This window comes from Fibrella arboris, from assembly GCF_041321095.1.
Lineage (GTDB): Bacteria > Bacteroidota > Bacteroidia > Cytophagales > Spirosomataceae > Fibrella > Fibrella arboris.
Map to the genome: position 1 here is coordinate 35,548 of NZ_JBGGWE010000002.1, position 22,444 is coordinate 57,991.

At 51.6% G+C, this 22,444-nt stretch carries 13 protein-coding genes and 1 CRISPR repeat array; of the genes, 4 read left to right on the top strand and 9 right to left on the bottom strand.

What is annotated here, in order from left to right; translation table 11 throughout:
* Positions 1 to 85 precede the first annotated feature (85 nt).
* Entirely contained in the window at positions 86 to 997 is a 912-nt protein-coding gene (locus tag ACAW75_RS02705) for an alpha/beta hydrolase (RefSeq protein ID WP_370727131.1), read from the top strand.
* On the opposite strand, the gene ACAW75_RS02710 is transcribed toward ACAW75_RS02705, so the two are convergent.
* The 3 genes from ACAW75_RS02710 to ACAW75_RS02720 form a co-directional block, all read right to left on the bottom strand.
* On the bottom strand, positions 994 to 1,992 hold the full coding sequence (locus tag ACAW75_RS02710) for a pectinesterase family protein (protein ID WP_370727132.1): 999 nt from the start codon (positions 1,990 to 1,992) through the stop codon (positions 994 to 996). The genes ACAW75_RS02705 and ACAW75_RS02710 overlap by 4 nt on opposite strands.
* 37 nt (positions 1,993 to 2,029) lie before the next feature.
* The gene (locus ACAW75_RS02715) at positions 2,030 to 3,685 is read right to left on the bottom strand and encodes a glycoside hydrolase family 28 protein (RefSeq protein WP_370727133.1); all 1,656 of its coding nucleotides are present in this window, start codon (positions 3,683 to 3,685) and stop codon (positions 2,030 to 2,032) included.
* Positions 3,686 to 3,857: 172 nt separating this feature from the next.
* Positions 3,858 to 7,950: direct repeats of the CRISPR family, unit length 37 nt; unit sequence GTTTCAATCCTTCTTCTAACTGGATAGGTACGTTAAC.
* A 279-nt stretch (positions 7,951 to 8,229) separates the two neighbouring features.
* Positions 8,230 to 8,373 carry a hypothetical protein gene (locus tag ACAW75_RS02720; protein ID WP_370727134.1) on the bottom strand — a complete coding sequence of 48 codons (144 nt, stop codon included), beginning with the start codon at positions 8,371 to 8,373 and terminating at the stop codon, positions 8,230 to 8,232.
* Positions 8,374 to 8,418: 45 nt separating this feature from the next.
* Here ACAW75_RS02720 and ACAW75_RS02725 point away from each other — a divergent pair, with 45 nt between their 5' ends.
* Positions 8,419 to 8,877 carry a hypothetical protein gene (locus tag ACAW75_RS02725; RefSeq protein ID WP_370727135.1) on the top strand — a complete coding sequence of 153 codons (459 nt, stop codon included), beginning with the start codon at positions 8,419 to 8,421 and terminating at the stop codon, positions 8,875 to 8,877.
* 69 nt (positions 8,878 to 8,946) lie between these two features.
* Here ACAW75_RS02725 and ACAW75_RS02730 read toward each other — a convergent pair whose 3' ends face one another.
* The 6 genes from ACAW75_RS02730 to ACAW75_RS02755 form a co-directional block, all read right to left on the bottom strand.
* Positions 8,947 to 11,631: an MGH1-like glycoside hydrolase domain-containing protein gene (locus tag ACAW75_RS02730; protein ID WP_370727136.1), complete on the bottom strand. Its 2,685-nt coding sequence runs from the start codon at positions 11,629 to 11,631 to the stop codon at positions 8,947 to 8,949.
* A 194-nt stretch (positions 11,632 to 11,825) separates the two neighbouring features.
* The gene (polA, locus tag ACAW75_RS02735; protein WP_370727137.1) at positions 11,826 to 14,882 is read right to left on the bottom strand and encodes a DNA polymerase I; all 3,057 of its coding nucleotides are present in this window, start codon (positions 14,880 to 14,882) and stop codon (positions 11,826 to 11,828) included.
* A gap of 303 nt (positions 14,883 to 15,185) precedes the next feature.
* Positions 15,186 to 16,226 (bottom strand): fasciclin domain-containing protein, encoded by a 1,041-nt coding sequence (locus tag ACAW75_RS02740; RefSeq protein ID WP_370727138.1) that lies wholly within the window; start codon positions 16,224 to 16,226, stop codon positions 15,186 to 15,188.
* A gap of 141 nt (positions 16,227 to 16,367) precedes the next feature.
* The gene (locus ACAW75_RS02745) at positions 16,368 to 16,886 is read right to left on the bottom strand and encodes a Rad52/Rad22 family DNA repair protein (protein WP_370727139.1); all 519 of its coding nucleotides are present in this window, start codon (positions 16,884 to 16,886) and stop codon (positions 16,368 to 16,370) included.
* 98 nt (positions 16,887 to 16,984) lie between these two features.
* On the bottom strand, positions 16,985 to 19,354 hold the full coding sequence (locus ACAW75_RS02750) for a glycoside hydrolase family 20 protein (protein WP_370727140.1): 2,370 nt from the start codon (positions 19,352 to 19,354) through the stop codon (positions 16,985 to 16,987).
* Between the two features lie 74 nt (positions 19,355 to 19,428).
* Positions 19,429 to 20,676: a protoporphyrinogen/coproporphyrinogen oxidase gene (locus tag ACAW75_RS02755; protein ID WP_370727141.1), complete on the bottom strand. Its 1,248-nt coding sequence runs from the start codon at positions 20,674 to 20,676 to the stop codon at positions 19,429 to 19,431.
* A 286-nt stretch (positions 20,677 to 20,962) separates the two neighbouring features.
* Between ACAW75_RS02755 and ACAW75_RS02760 the strand changes: the two genes are divergently transcribed.
* On the top strand, positions 20,963 to 21,553 hold the full coding sequence (locus tag ACAW75_RS02760) for an anthranilate synthase component II (protein WP_370727142.1): 591 nt from the start codon (positions 20,963 to 20,965) through the stop codon (positions 21,551 to 21,553).
* Positions 21,550 to 22,329, top strand: coding sequence for an alpha/beta fold hydrolase (locus tag ACAW75_RS02765; protein ID WP_370727143.1), 780 nt, complete (start codon positions 21,550 to 21,552; stop codon positions 22,327 to 22,329). Before ACAW75_RS02760 ends, ACAW75_RS02765 begins: the two co-directional genes overlap by 4 nt.
* Positions 22,330 to 22,444 lie beyond the last annotated feature (115 nt).

A 22,444-nucleotide genomic window follows, 5' to 3' on the forward strand; every position in this document is an offset into this window, starting at 1 on the left:
CCGACAGTATGTTTTAGCGCGAAAGGCGTTTTTATACGCTGTAGCTGGCAGGGCTGTCGTTCCGAATAGGCCAGGTACGTTGTTTATGCTCAAAATACGCTTAGTCGCCTGGCTGCTACTAATTACCGGACCGGTCTGTGCGCAGGATTTTATGCCTATCTGGCCTGCGGGTCGTATGCCCAATTCAGTTGGACTGCTTATTTCTGATAGCCTTGCCAACGAACGTATCTACCGGGTAGGCACCCCAGGCATGTATGTATTTCTGCCGTCGGTGCAGGAAAACAAAGGAGCCGCCGTGATCATCTGTCCGGGCGGCGGCTACGAACGCCTGGCCTATCTGGTAAGTGGCTGGCAATTGGCGAAGTGGTTGAACACGATGGGGGTCAGCGCTTTTGTGCTGAACTACCGCCTGCCGACTTCCCCCGACCTGCAACAGCGCGAAATCGGGCCGTTGCAGGATGCCCAGCGTGCCATGCGTGTTGTACGGGCAAACGCCAGACGCTGGGGTATCAGGCCAGACAAAGTGGGTATCATGGGTACGTCAGCAGGGGGGCATCTGGCGGCCCTGCTTGCCACCAGCCGTACCGACGCATCGTTCATTGCAGATACAGTAAGTCGATTTGCGTTTCGGCCCGATTTTGCCATTCTGATCTCACCTGTTATCACCATGGGGGCCTATGCGCACGCTGGCAGCCGGAAAAATTTACTTGGGCCAAATCCGTCTGCGGAGTTACGCCGCACGTACTCGCTGGAAAACGCTGTAACTGCCGCAACACCGCCCTGCTTTCTGGTCCATGCTTTCAATGACACCGGCGTTGACCAGCGCAATAGCCTGTTGTTCTACCAGGCGCTCGTCGATAAAAAGATACAGTCCAGTCTACACATCTTTCCGCAGGGCGGGCATGCCATCGCGCTACGCAACAACCCCGGCTCGACCCAGCAGTGGGTAACGCTCTGCGAGAACTGGCTGCGGGAAATGAACATCCTGACCGATTAGGGTAACCAGCTGGTTGTGCCCGAAAAAATAGCTGCCAGCGTAAACCGTTTCACCGCTTTCCGGGTCAACTGCTTCGACCAGGCTACTCGACTGCCTGGATTACTGCCAGGACCTGTACTGCCAAATTCAGCATAGGTGACTGTCTTTTCGTTTTGGGGATTGTTCCAGTTGTTCCAGCCCTCGGGAAGAATATGTCTGCCCATCTGGGTACGGATAAAAATAGTTTTTGCATTGGGTCGCCACGGACGGCCCAGAAAAACGTTTTGAGCCGTCTCACTGGCCGTCAGCGTACAATCGAAAAAAACGAAGCCGTACGGTTGGTAGACGGGAGTTGCGGCGGCCGTTATGTATGAGTTGAGCAGGCTTCTGATGGTGCAGGACTGGAATACGGCGATTGACTTGCCGAAAATAAAATCGGTCGTGCCCTCGATCGTACAGTGGTCATAATACTGACGACTGCCCTCGGCGGCGGCATAGAGCGTGTCCTGGTTACCCAGTAGCACACAGTTTCGACAAACAAAACGGTCGCCTTCCACGTGCAGGGCAACGGCCTGCCCAACACGGCCGGCTGTATTCCGGATGGTCAGGTTCTCGAGGATAATGTCGGGCGCATCGACCAGCATTACATAGGACGTGTAGGTGCTGAATTTGTCTTTACCTGTTGCATCCTTGCCACCGGGATAAACCTTGCCGGAAAAGTCATCGCCGGTGATGATGACGCCCTCTTTGCTTTCACCAATCAGATGAATGTTGGGTTTCCAGGAGGGGATGACCAGTTTCTCGGCGTATAAGCCATTTTTAATGAACAGTGTGACCCGCACCTGCGAGTGATCACGGAACGCGTTTACCGCCTCCTGAATGGTTTTGAAACTGCCGCTGCCATCCTGCGCCACTGTAAACGAGGCGGGGTACGTTGCCGAGGCTGGACCAGTCGTTTGGGCCTTGGCAGCGGCTGTCCACGTCAGCAGGCAGAAAAGCAGTAGGCGTCTAAGCATGGCGGGGCGAGCAGACAGGTGAGCAGGGAGCTTTCGATTATTGTTTGGCGGAGAGAAGCAACTGACTCGCCACGGCCCCTTCACTGAATTCTGCGCTGCGCTGAGATTGGGTGAGATCGGTGTTCGTCACTCGGATGGCCTGGCTACGTTCTCCTTTTATCGAAAAGAGCAGTGTGGCGGCCGGGGGATACTGAATGGCGTTGAAAGTGAGTTGATGGCTGTTCTGGGCCAGTACCACTGGTTGCGTCTCGGTAGTTATTAATTGCACATTATCCAGACTGATCCCGCTGGCATCAATCAGTTCAACGCCCTTATCGGCCTGTAAAACGAGCCTCGACAGGCTGATGTCGCTGACGGGCATTTCGGGTAGTCCCCGAATGAAAACGCCTTTTTTTGCCCCATGACAAACAATGTTCTCAAATTTCATGGACCGAAAAACAGGCGTGCCTTCGTTGAGTACGGGACGTTCATCCCGCTGACCGTCGGTGGCAAATTTCACGAAATAGTACATATCGAAGAAGATGGCTTCCTGAGCAATGTCTTTCATGACTATATCTTTGGCGTAGATGTGCTCGACAACACCACCCCGGCCACGAACTGACTTGAACCGGAGTCCTTTGTCGGTGCCCATAAACGTACAATTGGCAACGAAGATGTAGCGGGCTCCGCCACTCATTTCGCTTCCCACCACAAAACCACCGTGGCCATTGTAGACTGTGTTATTGCGAATGATGCCGTTTTCGGTTGGCATTCCTCGCTTACGCCCTTCTTCGTCTTTGCCCGACTTGATACAGATGGCATCATCGCCCACGTCGAGCGTACAGCCTTCAATCAGGAAATTCTTGCAGGATTCAATATCCATACCATCTCCATTGTGCGCATAGTCCGGGTTTTTGACGGTCAGGTTCCGAAGCGTGAGATCCTGGCACATCAACGGATGTATGCACCAGGCCGGCGAGTTCTGACAGGTCACGCCCTCAAGCAATACGTTTTTGCAATTGGTGAGTACCAGCAGGTTGGGCCGCAGAAAATCTTTCATGTCGACGAAATCCTGGGGTTTCTTACCCTCTGTCAGGAGCATACTCCGGTTTTCGGTGCTGGCTTTTTTAAATTGCTGGCTGGGATACCAGGTTTTGCCGTCGTCTTTTACTACGCCCCCCGACGCTAGTTTTTCCTGCCACTGGCTTTCGGTGAGCTGGTTTTTGTTTACTGCCCGCCACACGTCACCATTCCCATCGAGGATGCCCTGCCCGGTGATGGCAATATTTTCCAGGTTACTCCCAGAGATAGGCGACTGATTTCGAGCGGCTCGTTTGCCTTCGTACACCCCTTCCACCAACGCATATTGACTTTTATCGGTGGTGAACAACAGGGTGGCGGCTTTTTGCAGGTGCAGATTGACCCGGCTCTTCAGCTCAATGGGGCCTGTCAGCCATAATCCAGGTGGCACCACCACCACACCGCCCCCTTTCTGGCTGCACGTCAGCATGGCTTTATTGATGGCCTGTGTATTCAGCAGCTGCCCATCTGGCCTAGCCCCAAATGCCAGGATACTGATGGTGTCTTTTCGGAAAGCGGGCTGGGCAATGGTGGGCAAGTGAGACCAGCTATAAGTCGGGGGAGCCTGGGCCTCAACACGTAAGCTGAGCAAGGCCACGAAGGCCAGTGCGATCAGAGAAGTTGTTCTGTTCATGTGTAGGTACCAAAGTCGTAGAGGTACCTAAACTTAACAACGTACCGGCCGACTATTTCTGCGCAATCGTTACCGGGAACGTTGCCAGTACGCGGGAGACCTGCCTGGCCCGCCAACGGGGCAATGATTACTGCTACTACAGGACTCACAACGCCGACACAGGGGTGGCCCCGTTTCAATCCTTCTTCTAACTGGATAGGTACGTTAACCCCGAAATGCCAGATCAGACCACATACAGGCCGATTCGTTTCAATCCTTCTTCTAACTGGATAGGTACGTTAACAAGACCTGCTCGACTAATGCTGCCGAATCGATTCGTGTTTCAATGCTTCTTCTAACTGGATAGGTACGTTAACAACGACGACGGCCTGAAGAAGTACTGCGTCGGCTTGTTTCAATCCTTCTTCTAACTGGATAGGTACGTTAACTGCGCCAATCACTTGGCGCACAACACACCTGACAAGTTTCAATCCTTCTTCTAACTGGATAGGTACGTTAACGGCGGTACTTATTATTGAGCGATTGCACTCTACTGAGGTTTCAATCCTTCTTCTAACTGGATAGGTACGTTAACGGTGCAACGGGGTTATGAAACGCTTGGACGCAAACGGAGGGGGTTTCAATCCTTCTTCTAACTGGATAGGTACGTTAACAGGGGCCAGGTTCATCATGGTAGGCAACCGGATTCAGTTTCAATCCTTCTTCTAACTGGATAGGTACGTTAACGGCCCAGTCCCTGAACGCCAAATTGATCGGCTTCTTGTTTCAATCCTTCTTCTAACTGGATAGGTACGTTAACATCGGGCGAGTACGTTTTGCAGGCAGCAGCCGTGCGTGTTTCAATCCTTCTTCTAACTGGATAGGTACGTTAACATAGTGATTATACAGATCGCCTGGGTAATACGAATAAGTTTCAATCCTTCTTCTAACTGGATAGGTACGTTAACCTAGCCCTTCAGCAGCGCAAAATCGCCAACGTTAAAGGTTTCAATCCTTCTTCTAACTGGATAGGTACGTTAACGGACACATTAACCGGCATGGTTGAGGATTTTGTTAAGTTTCAATCCTTCTTCTAACTGGATAGGTACGTTAACGGTGCTGTTGGAAGCGATTAAGAAAGAAGCAGAAGCGTTTCAATCCTTCTTCTAACTGGATAGGTACGTTAACGTCTGCCGATTGAAGGGGCTGTGACGACATGAAATGGTTTCAATCCTTCTTCTAACTGGATAGGTACGTTAACCAAGATCGACGAAACGCTTAACAAGAATCTGATGGGGTTTCAATCCTTCTTCTAACTGGATAGGTACGTTAACTGTGGGTACAACCGGCAAGGTGTGCGTCAGCTACTTGTTTCAATCCTTCTTCTAACTGGATAGGTACGTTAACTGGGCGTGCGGCGGTTGCCACTGGTGACCAGGTGCAGTTTCAATCCTTCTTCTAACTGGATAGGTACGTTAACAATTCGTACTCCTCGGACATCAGCGTCGATCAGGCTGTGTTTCAATCCTTCTTCTAACTGGATAGGTACGTTAACAGCCCCGCACAGACGATCTGGCGGGGCTCTTTGTTATTGTTTGACCAGCGGTTTCAATCCTTCTTCTAACTGGATAGGTACGTTAACTCTGGCGAAGACCATGATGAGCCAGTTTGAACGATTCGCGTTTCAATCCTTCTTCTAACTGGATAGGTACGTTAACCTTGGCTCCCTCGGCTCCGCAGTACTGCTCATCGTCAACGTTTCAATCCTTCTTCTAACTGGATAGGTACGTTAACCTTCACTGAAATACGGCTCACCAGGTCGAACGTTATGTTTCAATCCTTCTTCTAACTGGATAGGTACGTTAACCCGTCAAATGAGACGAAATCTGTTAATGAGAACAGATGTTGTTTCAATCCTTCTTCTAACTGGATAGGTACGTTAACTTTGTTATGCAGCGCAACGGCATAAGCCTTTCCGTGTTTCAATCCTTCTTCTAACTGGATAGGTACGTTAACATAATATCGACGTGATCAACGCGATCAAATACGACAGTTTCAATCCTTCTTCTAACTGGATAGGTACGTTAACAATGCCGCCTTTCTGAAAAGATTAACTCATTCCGGGTTTCAATCCTTCTTCTAACTGGATAGGTACGTTAACCTGTAAGCCCTCAGCCTGTCAGCCATTGGCAAAATCACGTTTCAATCCTTCTTCTAACTGGATAGGTACGTTAACGGTGCTGGTCAGGGAGGTAAACTGAATTAGGTTATTGTTTCAATCCTTCTTCTAACTGGATAGGTACGTTAACTTGATAAGAAAATTATAGAATTCTTATCTATTGAGTTTCAATCCTTCTTCTAACTGGATAGGTACGTTAACCAGAACTACTGCCGCGAAAGAGGGACTGGCTACGGTGTTTCAATCCTTCTTCTAACTGGATAGGTACGTTAACGTGTGTGGTGCGGGTTACTTCCCCGTTTCGTTGACAGTTTCAATCCTTCTTCTAACTGGATAGGTACGTTAACCCAGCGAGTCGCGCGCGCTCGTTAAGGCAAATCGGGGTTTCAATCCTTCTTCTAACTGGATAGGTACGTTAACCTTCACTGAAATACGGCTCACCAGGTCGAACGTTATGTTTCAATCCTTCTTCTAACTGGATAGGTACGTTAACCTTGTTACACTCAACGGGGCGCAGGCGTTACTCAAGTTTCAATCCTTCTTCTAACTGGATAGGTACGTTAACAGTCGACGCCGGTTGAACTGGACGCTGCAATGATGGTTTCAATCCTTCTTCTAACTGGATAGGTACGTTAACCCAGCCGGTTGTGGTGCTGGGCGTTGAGGGAGGCAGTTTCAATCCTTCTTCTAACTGGATAGGTACGTTAACGACCGGGCCCTGCTGCACAACCGGCCCAACTTTACGGCGTTTCAATCCTTCTTCTAACTGGATAGGTACGTTAACCTGGTCAATCCCTCAACGATGGTGAACATGCAGTTGACGTTTCAATCCTTCTTCTAACTGGATAGGTACGTTAACTGATGGTGCGCCCAAAGATGCTGTGGCCCTCGTCGGGTTTCAATCCTTCTTCTAACTGGATAGGTACGTTAACGCCCTTTGCCGGCGTGTCAGAAACGCAAAGGAATTGGTTTCAATCCTTCTTCTAACTGGATAGGTACGTTAACATACCGGCTCAGAAATACGACTACACCACGCCCGAATGTTTCAATCCTTCTTCTAACTGGATAGGTACGTTAACCCTGCTACTAGGCTACTACCTGCCGACGCCCGTAGCGAGTTTCAATCCTTCTTCTAACTGGATAGGTACGTTAACTTTGACTTCCTGATGGCAGGTGCAGATGGGGCAATGTTTCAATCCTTCTTCTAACTGGATAGGTACGTTAACCGAAACTGGCTAATGATGCCGCACTCAATAATGGACGTTTCAATCCTTCTTCTAACTGGATAGGTACGTTAACTGCTTTGATCGGCGCGGCACCACTCTACGTGTTCGAGTTTCAATCCTTCTTCTAACTGGATAGGTACGTTAACACTTACAATCAGACTTAGCCTTGTTGATCAATAGCCAGTTTCAATCCTTCTTCTAACTGGATAGGTACGTTAACCATTCGGGATTGTGAGATTTCGCCCGGCCTGATCCTGGTTTCAATCCTTCTTCTAACTGGATAGGTACGTTAACGCATTGATATTCCCGATCCGGTGAAAATCGACAATGCGTTTCAATCCTTCTTCTAACTGGATAGGTACGTTAACAAAACAGACAACAGCCACTTAGCCGAAACGGCCGCGTTTCAATCCTTCTTCTAACTGGATAGGTACGTTAACAGCCGGGCTTTTTGCGGACGAAACAGCAGTGGCTATGTTTCAATCCTTCTTCTAACTGGATAGGTACGTTAACGCATCTGGCCCGCTTCTGGCAACTCGACAACCGGGGGTTTCAATCCTTCTTCTAACTGGATAGGTACGTTAACTCAGGTAGTGGGACTGACTGACCTTTGATTTTGGCAAGTTTCAATCCTTCTTCTAACTGGATAGGTACGTTAACGGTGGCTGCTGACCGCAATCGAACCAACGGTAGTCATGTTTCAATCCTTCTTCTAACTGGATAGGTACGTTAACCCCAAAACGTCAAAACGTCATGATAAAACCAACTCGTTTCAATCCTTCTTCTAACTGGATAGGTACGTTAACCCCGGTCGTGAAGTTCGATTACTGAAAGTAGGGGATATGTTTCAATCCTTCTTCTAACTGGATAGGTACGTTAACTCGTCAGGGCGTGTAAGGGGCAGGTAATCAGCCGATTGGGGCTGATAGCGAACACCTCCTTTTATAGAATTACAGGATGTCAAAGAGCAAAAAGAGGCGTTTTTTGGTGTTTTTCCGTAAACTAAACGGCTTGATTGCCAGTAGATTAATGCCAAAATTAGCCACCCTTGGCATACATTGACCGACGGAAGGCAGTATCGCTGGCCCAAGTGACGAAACTGTTGTAAAGGCAAGTTACAACCCGGCAACACTCAGTCGACGGCTCAGGGCAATAACTTTTTAAGCGGATTCTCGCCGAGGATCAACGGGGGCAATCTGTTTGCTACGGGTATACACCGCCACAAACCATTGCGTCATTTTCCGGGTTAAGCCTGTCGGGTAAATAAGCCGATCAGTGACCAGTAGCGGGTATTTCCAAGCCATTGGACTGGCTGTTGGCTAGGAGCAAGCTTATTAAAAAACGGTGATATGAAGCGAACATGGGCAAGCTTTGCCTTTCTGATAGGGCCGACCGCGTTCCTGCTGGGATGTCAACAACAAAAACAGGAAGGGCAGGAGAAAAAAGTGGCCGAAGCGGCTGCCGGGAAAACCTGTTATGCCTATGTGTCGCAGACTGATACGATTCGGCTGACACTACGTTCGTCAGGCGCCGTCGTGACCGGAAATCTACAGTATCAACTCGCCGAAAAGGATCGAAATACCGGGACGATCTCAGGGCAAATGCGGGGCGATACGCTGCTGGCTGACTACCGTTTTCAGTCCGAAGGCGTCGAATCTGTTCGGGAGGTTGCCTTTCTGCTAAACGGTGATACAATGATCGAAGGCTTCGGGCCAGTTGCAGACAAAGCGGGCAAAGTGGTATTCAGTCCGCGCTCACGGATCACGTTCAGTGAGCAATTTCCGCTGACGAAGACAACTTGCGAATAACCCCATAAACACCCGTGCAAGCGGTCGCGCCATTGAAATGATATGACGTGGCTCGGGTCGGCGCGTGTCTTATTTGGTGACTGGTACGGCCTCCTTCTTCACCGATTGCGACACATACTCGATCAGATCGGCCACCAGACCAGTCCAGCCGGTTTGGTGGCTGGCCCCCAGGCCACTGCCCGTATCGCCGTTGAAATATTCGTAAAAGAGTAGAAGGCCCTTAAAATTCGGGTCGGCGCTAAATCGGTTCAGGTCACCCATCGCAGGTACGTTGCCCGACGCATCGGCCCGGAAAAGGTTGATGAGGCGCTCGGCAACCAATAACGCCGCCTCTTTGATGCTCATCACCTGCCCGGAATGCGTAGGGTACTCCACTTCGTAATCATCCCCGTAATACTGGTAAAATTTCAGGAGCGAATCGACCAGCAGGAAGTTCAACGGGAACCAGATGGGGCCACGCCAGTTTGAATTTCCACCAAAAATGCTCGTTTCTGACTCGGCGGGTACATACTTTACCCGCAATAACTCACCGTTCATGTGCAGCTCGTACGGTTGCTTTTCATGAAATTTGGAGAGGGCCCGAATGCCGTAGTCAGACAGGAATTCGGCCTCGTCGAACATACGGCGCATCAGCATTTTCATGCGGTGACCGCGCAGTAGGCTGAGCAGGTGCGTAGACCCTTTGCCAGGTTCATGCCAGCGCGATACCAGCGAGGCCAGATCGGGCCGGTTGGTGAGTACCCATTCCAGGCGACGACGGAAATCGGGTAGTTTCGAGAGCAGTTCATCGTCGATGATCTCAACGGCAAAAAGGGGAATGAGCCCTACCATTGACCTGATTTTCAGCAGCCGGGCCTGTTTATCGGGTGTATGCAGGATATCGTAATAGAATTGGTCCTGTTCATCCCAAAGGCTGATATGCTGTTTGCCAAGGTTATTCATCGCCGAAGCAATGTGCAGGAAGTGCTCGAAAAACTTGCTGGCCATATCCTGGTAGGAGGGGCGCACCAACGAGATCTCACACGCAATCCGCAGCATATTAAGCGTATACATGGCCATCCAGCCTGTCCCGTCGGCCTGTTCGATCCGGCCGCCCATCGGCAGGGGCTGACTGCGGTCAAACACACCGATGTTGTCTAGCCCCAGAAAACCACCCCCAAAAATATTGTTGCCCTCTACATCTTTGCGGTTGACCCACCAGGTAAAGTTGAGCAGCAGTTTGTGGAAGATTCGTTCCAGAAAATTTACGTCACCAACGCCGTTCAACTGCTTGTCGATCTCGTAGACCTTCCAGGTGGCCCAGGCATGAACGGGTGGGTTCACATCCGAGAAATTCCATTCGTAGGCCGGAATCTGCCCGTTTGGGTGCATGTAATATTCACGCAGAATAACTGCCAGTTGTCGCTTGGCAAAGTGCGGATCGAGCCGGGCCAGCGTAAGCGTGTGAAAGGCCAGGTCCCAGGCGGCAAACCAGGGGTATTCCCATTTATCGGGCATACTCAGGATGTTGGCCGTGTACATATGCCGCCACGATTCATTGCGGGCATACACGCGCCCCTGGAACGGAATCGGCATCTTGGGGTCACCCTTGAGCCACTCGTTCACGTTGTAATAATAAAACTGCTTGCTCCACAGCATACCTGCGTACGCCTGACGCTGAATAGTCACCAGCTCCGTATTGGCGTTCGGGCCTGTCAGTGCACTGGCCTGTAGCTGATCGTAAAATCCATTGGCTTCACCATGACGCAGATCGAACAGCTGATCGAAATCGCCGAAGGGCTGGGCCTGGTGCGTCTGGTCGCTAAACCGTAACTTAATGGTGACACTACCGCCTGCAGGTACGTTCCGCGTGTAACGTGCCGCCGCTTTGGTGCCAATCCGATTCGGATTCACGTAGTCTGGCTTACCCGTTACGATGTAATTATTGATACTATCTTTCGGATAAGGTGTTGTATTGGGACGTCCGTAGAGCCGTTCGGTATTTGTTTCGTTCTCACAGAAAAGGAGTTCATCGGCCTCCTCGCAGTAGAGTTTGAACTTGCCCAGCAGCTTATGATTGACCTCGATCTGGCTGGTGGAGATACCCGTCAGCATGGGGCGGGTGCTGTACTGCTCATACCCCCACGACCAGGTGTTGCGGAACCAGATTGTCGGCAAGAGCGTCAGGGGAGCATCGGCAGGCCCCCGGTTATGCGCCGTTACTTTCACCAGCCAGTCATTCTGGTCGGCTTTGGCATATTCAATCTCAATGTCGAAATACTCGCTGGTATCGAAGATGCCCGTGTCGAGCAGTTCATATTCTGGCTCCTGCCTGGACCGCCGCATGGTCTCGATCACGAGCTTATTGTACGGAAATTCCTGCTGTGGGTACTTATACAGCATTTTCATGTAGGAATGCGTCGGTGTACTGTCCAGATAATAGTACAGTTCCTTTACATCTTCCCCATGATTCCCTTCTGGCCCGGTAAGGCCAAAAAAACGTTCTTTCAGGATGTTGTCGTTGTGGTTCCAGAAAGCCAGCGCGAAGCAGATGTGTCCTTTGTTGTCTGAGATACCGCCGATACCTTCTTCGCCCCAGCGATAGGCCTTGGAGCGGGCCATTTCGTGGCTAACGTAATTCCAGGCGTCACCGTAAGGGCTGTAGTCTTCGCGAACGGTGCCCCAGGCACGGTCGGATAGGTAAGGCCCCCACTTTTTCCAGCCCTTATTATCGGCCCGGTCATATATACGTAGTTTCTCAGCTTCGGCAGGCATAAAGACTCCTTAAAACGATCGGATTAGTACAGTACAGCAGTTTCGAGGCCTAAAAATACGGCTATCCCTGCATACTGGCGCCAATTCCCGGAAAAGTCATAGAAAAGGGCGATCATTTCCTTGAAAAATGGATCGCTCTGGTGACAATGAACGAGTTAGTAGACAGAATCTATACAATTCCGAGCCGCTAAAGCTTAATGCGCGACTAACCAGTTTTCGCCGAAACCGACACCTGTTTCCATCGCCACAGCCATAGGAATAGCTGTTTTCATGATGTGATCTACATTTTCTTTCAGGTAGTCGAGTTCCGATTTGTGGGCGTCGAAGACCAATTCGTCATGTACCGTCAAAATCATCTTTGACTTTAACTGTTCGCGGCTCATGAACTCGTGAATACGGATCATGGCAATCTTCAGCATATCAGCGGCACTGCCCTGAATGGGGGCGTTCACGGCATTTCGCTCGGCAAACATCCGGTCGGTCACGTTCCGGGAATTGATGTCGCGCAGGTAACGTCGACGGCCAAGAATCGTTTCGGCGTAGCCAAAGCCACGCGCTTTCTCGATGCTCTGATCCATATACGCTTTCACGGCCGAAAACTCCTGGAAGTACTCGTCGATGATCTGGCTGGCCTCTTTCCGGGGAATTTTTAACCGCTGTGCCAGACCAAATGATGAAATGCCGTAGATGATCCCGAAGTTGATGGTTTTGGCCTTCCGGCGCATCTCGCCCGTTACGTCGGCAATAGGTACGTGGAATACCTTGCTGGCTGTCTGGGTGTGAATGTCAATATGGTTATTGAAGGCATCCAGCATGGTCTGGTCGCCGCTGAAGGCGGCCATGATACGAAGTTCAATCTGCGAATAGTCGGCCGACATGATCAGAAAGTCATCGGAACGTGGCACAAACGCCTTCCTGATCTCCTGGCCTCGCGGAGTACGTATGGGAATATTCTGCAGGTTGGGGTTTGTCGACGAAAGTCGCCCGGTTGAGGCCACCGCCTGGTTGAATGACGTATGAACGCGACCTGTTCGCGGCGAGATCAACAGTGGCAGCGCATCTACGTAGGTATTCTTTAGCTTGATCAGTTCGCGATAATCCAGGATTTTGCCAATGATCGGGTTCTCGGCTTCCAGTTTCGAGAGTACCTCTTCTCCAGTCGCATATTGACCCGTTTTGGTCTTTTTGGCGTTTTTGTCGAGGTTGAGCTTATCGAACAAAATCTCGCCCAGTTGCTTGGGCGAACCAATATTGAAGGCGCCGCCTGCAATCTCGTAGATCTCGCTCTGCACCTGCTTCATGTCGGTTTCCAGTGTAGCCGAGAGTTCCGCCAGTGCGCTCGTGTCCAGTGAAACGCCCTCGAGTTCAATGTCGGCCAATACCTGAACGAGGGGCATTTCTACCTGATCGAACAGCTTGTGCAAATTGTCTTTATTGAGCATCGGGGCAAAGGTGTCGCGCAGCTGCAGCGTGATATCAGCGTCTTCAGCAGCGTATTCGACCACGCGCTGTATGTCTACCTCGCGCATGGTGAGCTGGCCTTTCCCCTTCTTGCCGATCAGCGATTCAATGGCAACGGGTTGGTAATTAAGGTATACCTCAGCCATCACGTCCATATTATGCCGCTGTTCCGGCTCGATCAGGTAGTGGGCCAGCATGGTATCGAACAGCGGACCACGTACCTGCACGCCGTATTTCTTCAGCATCAGCAGGTCATACTTCAAATTCTGGCCTACCTTCTCAATCGATTCACTCTCAAAAAACGGCTTGAACTGATCGACAATAGCCTGGGCTTCGTCGCGCTCGGCCGGCACCGGCACGTAGAACGCTTCGCCTTTTGTATAGGCAAACGACAAGCCGACCAGATCAGCCTCGACCGGATCGATCGCTGTAGTTTCAGAGTCGAAACAGACGCTGGTCTGCTGGCACAGGTACGTGACCAGACTGTCGCGGAGCGCCGCCGTATCGACAAGCCGGTAGTCGTGCAGAACCGAATGAATTGTTTTCCGGCGTTCCGTAGCGAATGCATCGTCAATCTCGTATTCGTGCGCATCGTCACCCCAGCTGGCAGAATCCGTTGCGGCGGGCACTTCAGCACCCGGTGCTGAATCGGTGACAGTGGCTGGCGTGGCTGCCTCACCTGAAGCGGCTGGCACCCGGACGGCGGTTTGCTTGGCGGCACGGGATTTTTTGGGCGAGTCAACAGCAGGACTATCACCAAAATCAAACGGAAGGTCATCGGCTCCGCTTGGCGTCAGACCGTTGCCCAACATACCTGACGGCACCGGCATGAAAGCGGGCGACGGATCGAAAAGCCCTATCTGACCGCCCGCCGGTTTCACAAAATCGCTCTTCAGCGGAGTCGGTGTATCGCCGAGCAGGCGCGTTTTCATCTGCCTGAACTCCAACTCATCGAGCAACGCCCCCAGTCGCGCGGTATCGTATTCGGAATGCAACAGGGCGGCTTCGTCAAACTCGATCGGCACTTCCATATGGATAGTGGCCAGTTCTTTCGAGAGCAACCCCTGTTGCCCGTATTGAACTACGTTCTCTTTCAGTTTACCTTTTAGCTGGTCGGCGTTGGCAATCAAGTTTTCAACGCTGCCAAATTCGGCAATGAGTTTCTGGGCGGTTTTTTCGCCGATACCCGGAATGCCCGGAATATTATCGACCGCGTCACCCACAAGCCCAAGCATATCCACCACCTGACTGATCTTTTCGATGCCCCAGCGTTCGCGGATCTCGGCTACCCCCAACTTCTCGGCTGCTTTGCCCATAAACGCTGGCTTATAGATAAATACACAGTCGTTGACCAGCTGTCCGTAGTCTTTGTCGGGTGTCATCATGTAGGTCTCAAACTCGCCGGTTGCACAGGCGCGGTGAGCCAGTGTGCCAATGATGTCGTCGGCTTCATAGCCCGGCATAATCAGCATCGGGATGTTCATAGCCTCCACAATCTGCTTGATGTAAGGGATGGCCACCGAGATATCTTCCGGCTGCGATTGCCGGGTGGCTTTGTACATCGGAAACTGCTCGTGCCGGAAGGTCTTTTTTGAATGATCGAAGGCAACACCGATGTGGGTAGGCTTCTCTTTCTGAAGTACTTCCATCATCGAATTCATGAACCCAAAAATGGCACTGGTATTGACGCCTTTGCTGGAAATACGCGGGTTTTTATTGAAGGCAAAATGGGCCCGGTAAATCAACGCCAGGGCGTCTAAAAGGAAGAGTTTCTTCTGTGGTTTAGCCATTATGAAAAGTCAGTTGTACGGGCTGTCGGGGACGCTCGGTCGCCGCGTTCATTAATCGTCAACGGTACCATTCAGTGCCGTATACACAGAATGACCCGTAATCACCGCGGTGGCTGGGAGTCCCTGAGAGACCGCACAAATGACTACAAATGACGTCTACTTTACAACAGGTGGGGTTGTATTTTGATTCCTGTTTTCCCGCCCGCAGGCTATGAAAAAGCCCCGGTCCGGCCAGCATGCTACGAAAGGCAACAACGCAAGACCGGACCGGGACTGTCCAACCTACCAATAGCTGAAAGCCTGTCAGGGCGGCGGTATCAGCACACGGTCAATGGCATGAACGACTGCATTGGTGGTCAGAATATCGGGCCGACTGACCTGGACGGCTACGGTTGTATCGCCCAGCGATGTGATCGATACGGCGCTTCCAAGCACATTTACCCGCACACTGGCCCCCAAAAGGGTTTTAGGCGTTTGGGCATTGGTAAACTGCCCTATAAAAAAGCGACCCGGCAAGATATGATACGACAATAGGCGTTGCAGCGATACCGGAGTAGCCGCCGCAATGGAGGAGGCCGTATAGCCCGAAGCCAGGAAGGCATCGTTGGTCGGCGCAAAAAGGGTAGCCGCACTCGTTGACTGGAGTGCACTGACAAGGCCCGTCCCTGCCCGCTGCACCGCCGCCGCCAGCAGACTAAAATTCTGTGGATCGCCTACGACCGTGCTGATCGCATCGGTAGTGGGTGGCCTCAACAGGCTGCCAACCACATGCGCAACACCATTATCAGCGGCAACATCGGCTATCGTAATCGGTTTGCCGTTCGCTGACAGATAGTTGTTCGTTTTACTGACAAAGAGCAGCCCATTTGTCGCCAGTAGGGTTTGCACGGCGGTGCTCGCCCCGGCCAGAATATCTGCAGCAGCCACCCGTTTATTGACCAGATGATACTGCAACAACGCGGTCAGGTTGGCTACCGGTGCCTGATTGATAGCCGCCACATCCGCATAGCCAGCGCCCCTGAACGCGTCGTCAGTAGGCATGAAGGCTGTGTAGGTGCCAGTCCGAAGCATATCTGTCATCCCGGTTCGCTGTAGGGCTGCCCGCAGGAACGTAAAGCTGTTGTTGACTAAAATAATATCGGTGATCGTGTGCGTCGTTGTAATGGGCGGATCTACGTGCTTACAGGAAGAGCCGAGAAAGGCTATGACCAGTAGGCTTACCGACAGCGCTTTCGCTATCCGAAAAAACGCAGCGCTGCTGGTGCGACCGACTGGCTCTGCACCCAGATACCACCCCTTATCACTGCCTGTATCAACCCGGCTATGTTGCGTTTTGTTTAACATTTTTGTAAAAAGATTCAACAAAATATGACTGGTTGACAGACAATCACAGGGAGCTATTCACCAGGTTGCTAAGGAAAAGCCGACTGAACCAACTTATGTGGTTCAGTCGGCTTTGTCGATAAAGGGTACCAAGCGGCAAGGCTACGCTTTTTGGTAGGAGGCGCGCAGTGTTACCACATCACCGCCTTTATAGCTACCATCGTTTATCTTTTTTACGAGCATCTCCAGTTGTGGGTGCGCCCAGTCGGGTATGAACTTATCTGGCGTATCAACCATCACACGCGGGTAGGTGTACAGATCACGACCCAGGCCAAACTGAACGGCACAGCGCTTCATAGCGTCGGAGATGCCGCCTTTGACCGGCTCAATATCCGTCCGGCTGGCGCCATCTGTTTTAGAGAGCACCTGAGCGGGTGTGGTATGTGTAGCCGGCACGGTGACGGTTATTTTGCAGAGGAACCCGCCTTGAATTTCGGTGATTTCGTTCTGCCAGCCATACCAGCCAAACTGTTTGTCGAAGCGGTCCATCACGCAGCGATTGGTGATGTACGGGACCACGATCAGTTTACCGGTTTTGGTCTGCATCTGTACCCGCCACTCAATCTCGTCGGGCTGAATGGGCTGTGTTAATTTGTCGAGTGTATTTGCTGTTTGTTCCATGTCAGTAAAACGTTTTTTTGCCTGGTTTCATTCGCTGAGCCACTGCCAAATCCTGGCTGTTTTAAGCTGATTCCGGCCGTTCAGGCTACTATAACCGGCTAGTCGACAATGATCTCGTCTACAGCCAGCGAGGCTTGCTGACCCGTACGCTCGTTGGCGATGTTCGCTGGTAATTCGTTGCCGGGAACAGTACCATAGTGTTTAATCACGACCCGAACGTACCTGGCGCGGGCTGTTTTGAAATCAGCTACAACCGGAACAACCCGCCATGGGCCTTCGAGCGGCTCGTTGATGGGCTGGGCTATGGCATCTTTAAACGATTCACCGTCCTTCGATAAGGCCACGTCGACCGATTTAGGTGGCAATATCCCGAACATTACTTTCTTCAGGAACGACGCCGTCACTTTCGTCACGGGTTTTACCTCGCCCAAATCTATTGTCAACGCAATGTCATTTCCGCCGTACACCTGCACCCAGGGGCGGTCGTCGCGGGGACTGGCAGCCACCTGCCCGTCGGTTAATCGTTTGTGGCCTTCATCGGCCGACTCAGCAGAACCGGCCTGCTTTGGCGAATCGTAGGTGTATGGCTTGCCCTTTGCCCGGTGGATGTAAAACGTTTCGGCGTATGGCTTATCATTGGCCGGTACGGTCACGGCCTTAATCGTTGTCGTTTTTGTCAGGGTGATCGGAGCAATGTATTCAGTAGCCGCCGCCGTGGCGTCGCGGCCATTGGTGGTAAAGAAAATCTTACCGTCTGAATCGAGCTTACTGAGACGTACCTGCAACTGCCCTTCTCCGGTGAACTGCGTTTCGGACCGTACATCGAGCAGCCGTTTGGCGTAGTTGACGTGCAGGCGATCCAGGCGTTTCAGATGGTTTTTCAGCCGGGCGGCAAAGTCTTCAAAATTGCGGGGCCCGGCTGGCATCCAGCCAATTTCGGCCAGCGCAATGGCGCGTGGAAAAGCCATGTACTCTACCTCTTCGGGCGTATGAATGTATTCAGTCCAGATATTGCCCTGTAATCCCTGAATAAATTTTTGCTCGGCGGCGGTTAGCTCAGCCGGGGTGGGCTCGTAGGTATATACTTTTTCGAGGGGCAAATAACCCCCGATAGACAGCGGTTCGGTGGTGGGGTCAGCCTGGTACTTGTCCAGGTAACAGAATGCGCCGGGCGTCATGATGACAGTATGTTTTAGTTTGGCCGCTTCGATTCCCCCCTGAATGCCTCGCCAGCTCATAACGGTGGCGTTGGGCGCCAGACCACCTTCGAGAATTTCGTCCCAGCCAATGATGGCCCGGCCTTTGCTCACCACAAACTTCTCGACTCGGCGGATGATATAGCTCTGGAGTTCGTCCTCGTTTTTGAGTGCCAGTTTTTTGATCAGATCCTGGCAAAAGGCACTCTTCTTCCAGGCATCTTTCGGACACTCATCGCCGCCAATGTGAATGTACTTTCCGGGGAAAAGGGCCATTACTTCGGTCAGTACATCCTGAAAAAAGGTAAAGGTCTTCTCGGTTGGGCAATATACATCGCGGATCACCCCCCATCGCGAGCCAACTTCATAGCCTTTGGCAGGTTCGCAGCCAAGCTCTGGATAGGCGGCCAAAGCGGCCAGCCCGTGTCCCGGCAATTCAATTTCGGGTACGATGGTAACGTGGCGGGCGGCCGCATAGCGCACAATATCTTTGATCTGCTCTTGCGTGTAAAAGCCACCATGCGGCTTTCCGTCAAATTGTTGCGGATAGTTTTCGGCATAGTGGCCCACCAGCGTTTGCTTCCGGGTAGAGCCTACCTGTGTGAGTTTTGGGTACTTTTTGATCTCAATTCGCCAGCCCTGATCATCGGTCAGGTGCCAGTGAAAAGTGTTCATTTTATGGATGGCCAGCAGGTCAATGAATTTTTTGATAAATGGGGCTGGCATGAAATGACGGCATACATCGAGCATGAGGCCACGATGGGCGTAGCGGGGCCGGTCGAGCAGGTCGCAGGCGGGCATCGACCAGTTGGCCGCTGCATTTTTGGTGGCGCCATACACATCAGCAGGCAGTAACTGCAGCAGCGTCTGCACACCGTAGAAGTAGCCCTTCGGGGTTTCTGCCCCCAAGCGAACACCCTCTGGCGTTACGCGAAGCGTGTATCCTTCAGGACCACAACGACCGGCCGTATGCTTGTCGAAGATGATGTGTTTTCCTTTGGCCAGCACTGGCGTAGAGGGTGTCACAACAATGGCCAGTCCACTCGTTGCCTGTAGCTGACTGGCCAGCAACTGGGCAGCGGCTGTTTGCGCCGCATCTTTTCCTGTTACCAGAATGCGGGTGGTACTGGCGAGTGTAAAGCGGCCACTCAGACCGGTGAAGCGAGCGGGAAAGGGAACCAGGTTGTATTCATTCTCAGAGGCCTGGCCAAATGAATTGACTTGAACCAGCAGGAAGCAATTAAGAAGAACCGCAGTTAGAAAACGGGACATGGAAGGGGATGTAGAGTGAGTGATGAAAAAAAGGGTACAGATACATCCCGGACCGAACGTACCTGGCGACTTTGTTAAAGCATATCAGCAACCAGTCGGCCGGTCTGCATGGCAGCATTCAGGGAAGGGTAGGCCGTTTGGTCGCCACATTGGTAGAGGCCACTGCCCAGCCGGAGCGGTTGATGCGGCGAGGCAGGTCCGTAGGAGGGTAGTGCTTCAGGAATATGATCGGTTCGGAGGTGTTGCCAGCCCCGCACCGACTCGCCGTACCAATTTGTCAATTCAGTACGGATGCGTGCCGTCAGCGTGTCGGCATCAACCTGCGCAAGTCCCTGTGTACTAACGGAAATCAACAGCTGATCGGTTGGCGCGCAGGCGGGGGCAATGTCACTGACGACCGTCATGTTGTGCACGGGGGAAGTTCGTTTCGTGTTCAGGATTAACAGCTTATCGGCCGTTAGAGCAGCAGGCCGATCACCAGCGGGGGCGGTAAAATACGTGCAGGTGGTATGATTAAACGGGGGAAGGCTGGGCGCTGGTTTATTAAGGAGCCGGGCGGCAGAACGGGCATCCACGGCCAGCACTATGGCGTCGGCCCTTATGGCTTCGCCCGATGCCAGTTGAACGGTATTGCCGGTAATGCGATCAACAGGTGTATTGAGGCGAATGGCCCGCTGAGGCAGGTTAGTAGCCAACTGCTTGGGAATCGCACCAATACCGGCTGCCGGGATGGCCGCCTCGCCCAGAAAAAAATGTTTAAAACAGAATTCGAAAAAATTGCTCGACGTGGTCAGGTCATCTTCCAGAAACACGCCCCCAAAGAACGGCCGGAAAAAGCGCTCGATGATCTGCTCCGAGAAGCCATGGTCACGCAGGTACGTTGCTGTTGTGGTTGCCGACTGATTGAAAAGATCGGTAGATGATAACGCCTGGACGTGCCTGATCAGGTCAACGATTCGGAACTTGTCTGCCATTGTTCCGATCGGCGAAAATAAGGTCTGGAACGTACCGAGCGGCTCACTGAACGGGTTGAGCAGTTTCATCCACTGGGTCTCCGATGGCGTTTCGTGATGAATCAGCGCACCCGAGCGAAACAACTGTAAATCCAGGGCCGTGTAATTCAGCAGACGCTGGGCCTCGGGGTAGGCAGTGAGCAAAATCTGAAACCCGCGATCTAACCGGAATCCGTTGACCAAATCAGTACGAACGCGACCGCCAGGTACGTTATCGGCATCGAGTACGAGCACATCACGCCCCTTCTGGTGTAAATAATTGGCGCAGGTGAGGCCGGCCATACCGGCACCAATAATAACAATCGGCATAAAGTGTACGTAGAGAATAAGAAGCTTTCAGCAAAGAAAAGCGTTCTTAGAGATACATACCTATCGAAAGTTCAGAATGAAGGGGCCAGCAAGCGTGCGTCAGCAGATTCACCCGCTACAGTACTTCTGGCCACTGTCACTGATTCTGCGTATGACTTTTTGATGAAAAATTGCATTATATGGAGTTAATAAAAAAATAACACACTGATTGTTAGTGTATTAATTTTTACCATTTGACAATTATTTTTAGAAATGCCTATTTTGTCATCGCTTCCTGATAAATTAAATGCGCCTGCTGCTGATTGATAATTTTGATTCGTTTACATACACACTGGTCGATTACCTGAAACAGGCTGGAGCAGACTGCGTTGTGTACCGTAATAACGCATCACTGGAAAAAATAACGGCCGATGCGTATGATGCCGTCGTGTTATCGCCTGGTCCGGGTGTGCCCGCCTGTGCCGGTAATTTGATGGCGGTCATAGATCACTATCATACGCGCTGCCCAATGCTGGGCGTATGTTTGGGTCAGCAGGCCATTGGTCAGTATTTTGGCGCCCAATTAATGAAAAGTGCCAGGCCAATGCATGGAAAAGTATCAACCATCGACGTGGATACCACAGATGTACTTTTCCGGGGTCTGACTACACAGCTGCAGGTTACCCGTTATCATTCGCTGACCTTGACGGATGTACCGCCTGAATTGACAATAACGGCGAGGTGCCGGACAGATGGAACTAATGAGATAATGGCAATACGACATCAACACTGGCCAATCTTCGGCGTACAATTTCATCCCGAAGCTGTGCTGACTCAATCAGGGCTGTTGATGCTCCGTAACTTCCTGAAAACAACAAAACACGATTCCACGCTATGAATTATTCCGTACACCAGGAAGGTGAATTTCGTTACATAGACGAAGGGGCTGGCGACTGCTTGTTGCTGTTGCATGGCTTGTTTGGCGCACTCAGTAACTGGGATGATGTGATCCGCACCTTCTCGCCGAAGTACCGGGTGGTCATTCCGGTACTGCCCATCTACGATATGCCCATGCGGGAGGCCAGTCTGGACGGGCTGGTGGCCTTTGTTGAGCGATTTGTGGCTTTTCGGCAGCTGACCGAGTTGACCCTGCTCGGTAATTCGCTGGGTGGACACGTTGGCCTGCTGTATACCTTTAAACACCCTGACGACGTAAAACGACTTGTCCTGACCGGAAGCTCGGGCTTGTTTGAAAACGGCATGGGCGGCTCATTTCCGAAACGGGGAAGCTATGACTTTGTAGCCGAGCGCGTTGCCTATACGTTCTACGACCCGGCTGTGGCCACAAAAGAACTGATCGATGAAGTATTCGAGGTGACCAGCAGCATCCCTAAATGCCTCAACATTGTGCAGATCGCGAAATCGGCACAACGGACAAACATCGCCAAAGAGTTGTATCGGATCAAAGTGCCGACATTGCTTGTCTGGGGGTTGAACGATACGATTACGCCGCCGCATGTAGCGCATGAATTCGATCGGCTAATTGATGACACCGAATTACACTTTATCGACAAGTGTTGCCACGCCCCCATGATGGAGCAACCTGCCAGGTTCAATAGCTTACTGACCCAGTGGCTCGAGAAACATCCGGTCGCGTCGGTTATGAGTTATTAATCAAGGCCCGAGTGGGTACGTTAAGCGAATTGTGTCACAATTTGGACCAACGCAACCTTGAATTTCAGAACTATCGGAATTTCTTCTTAGTTTTCAGTCGACACTCATCTCTTCG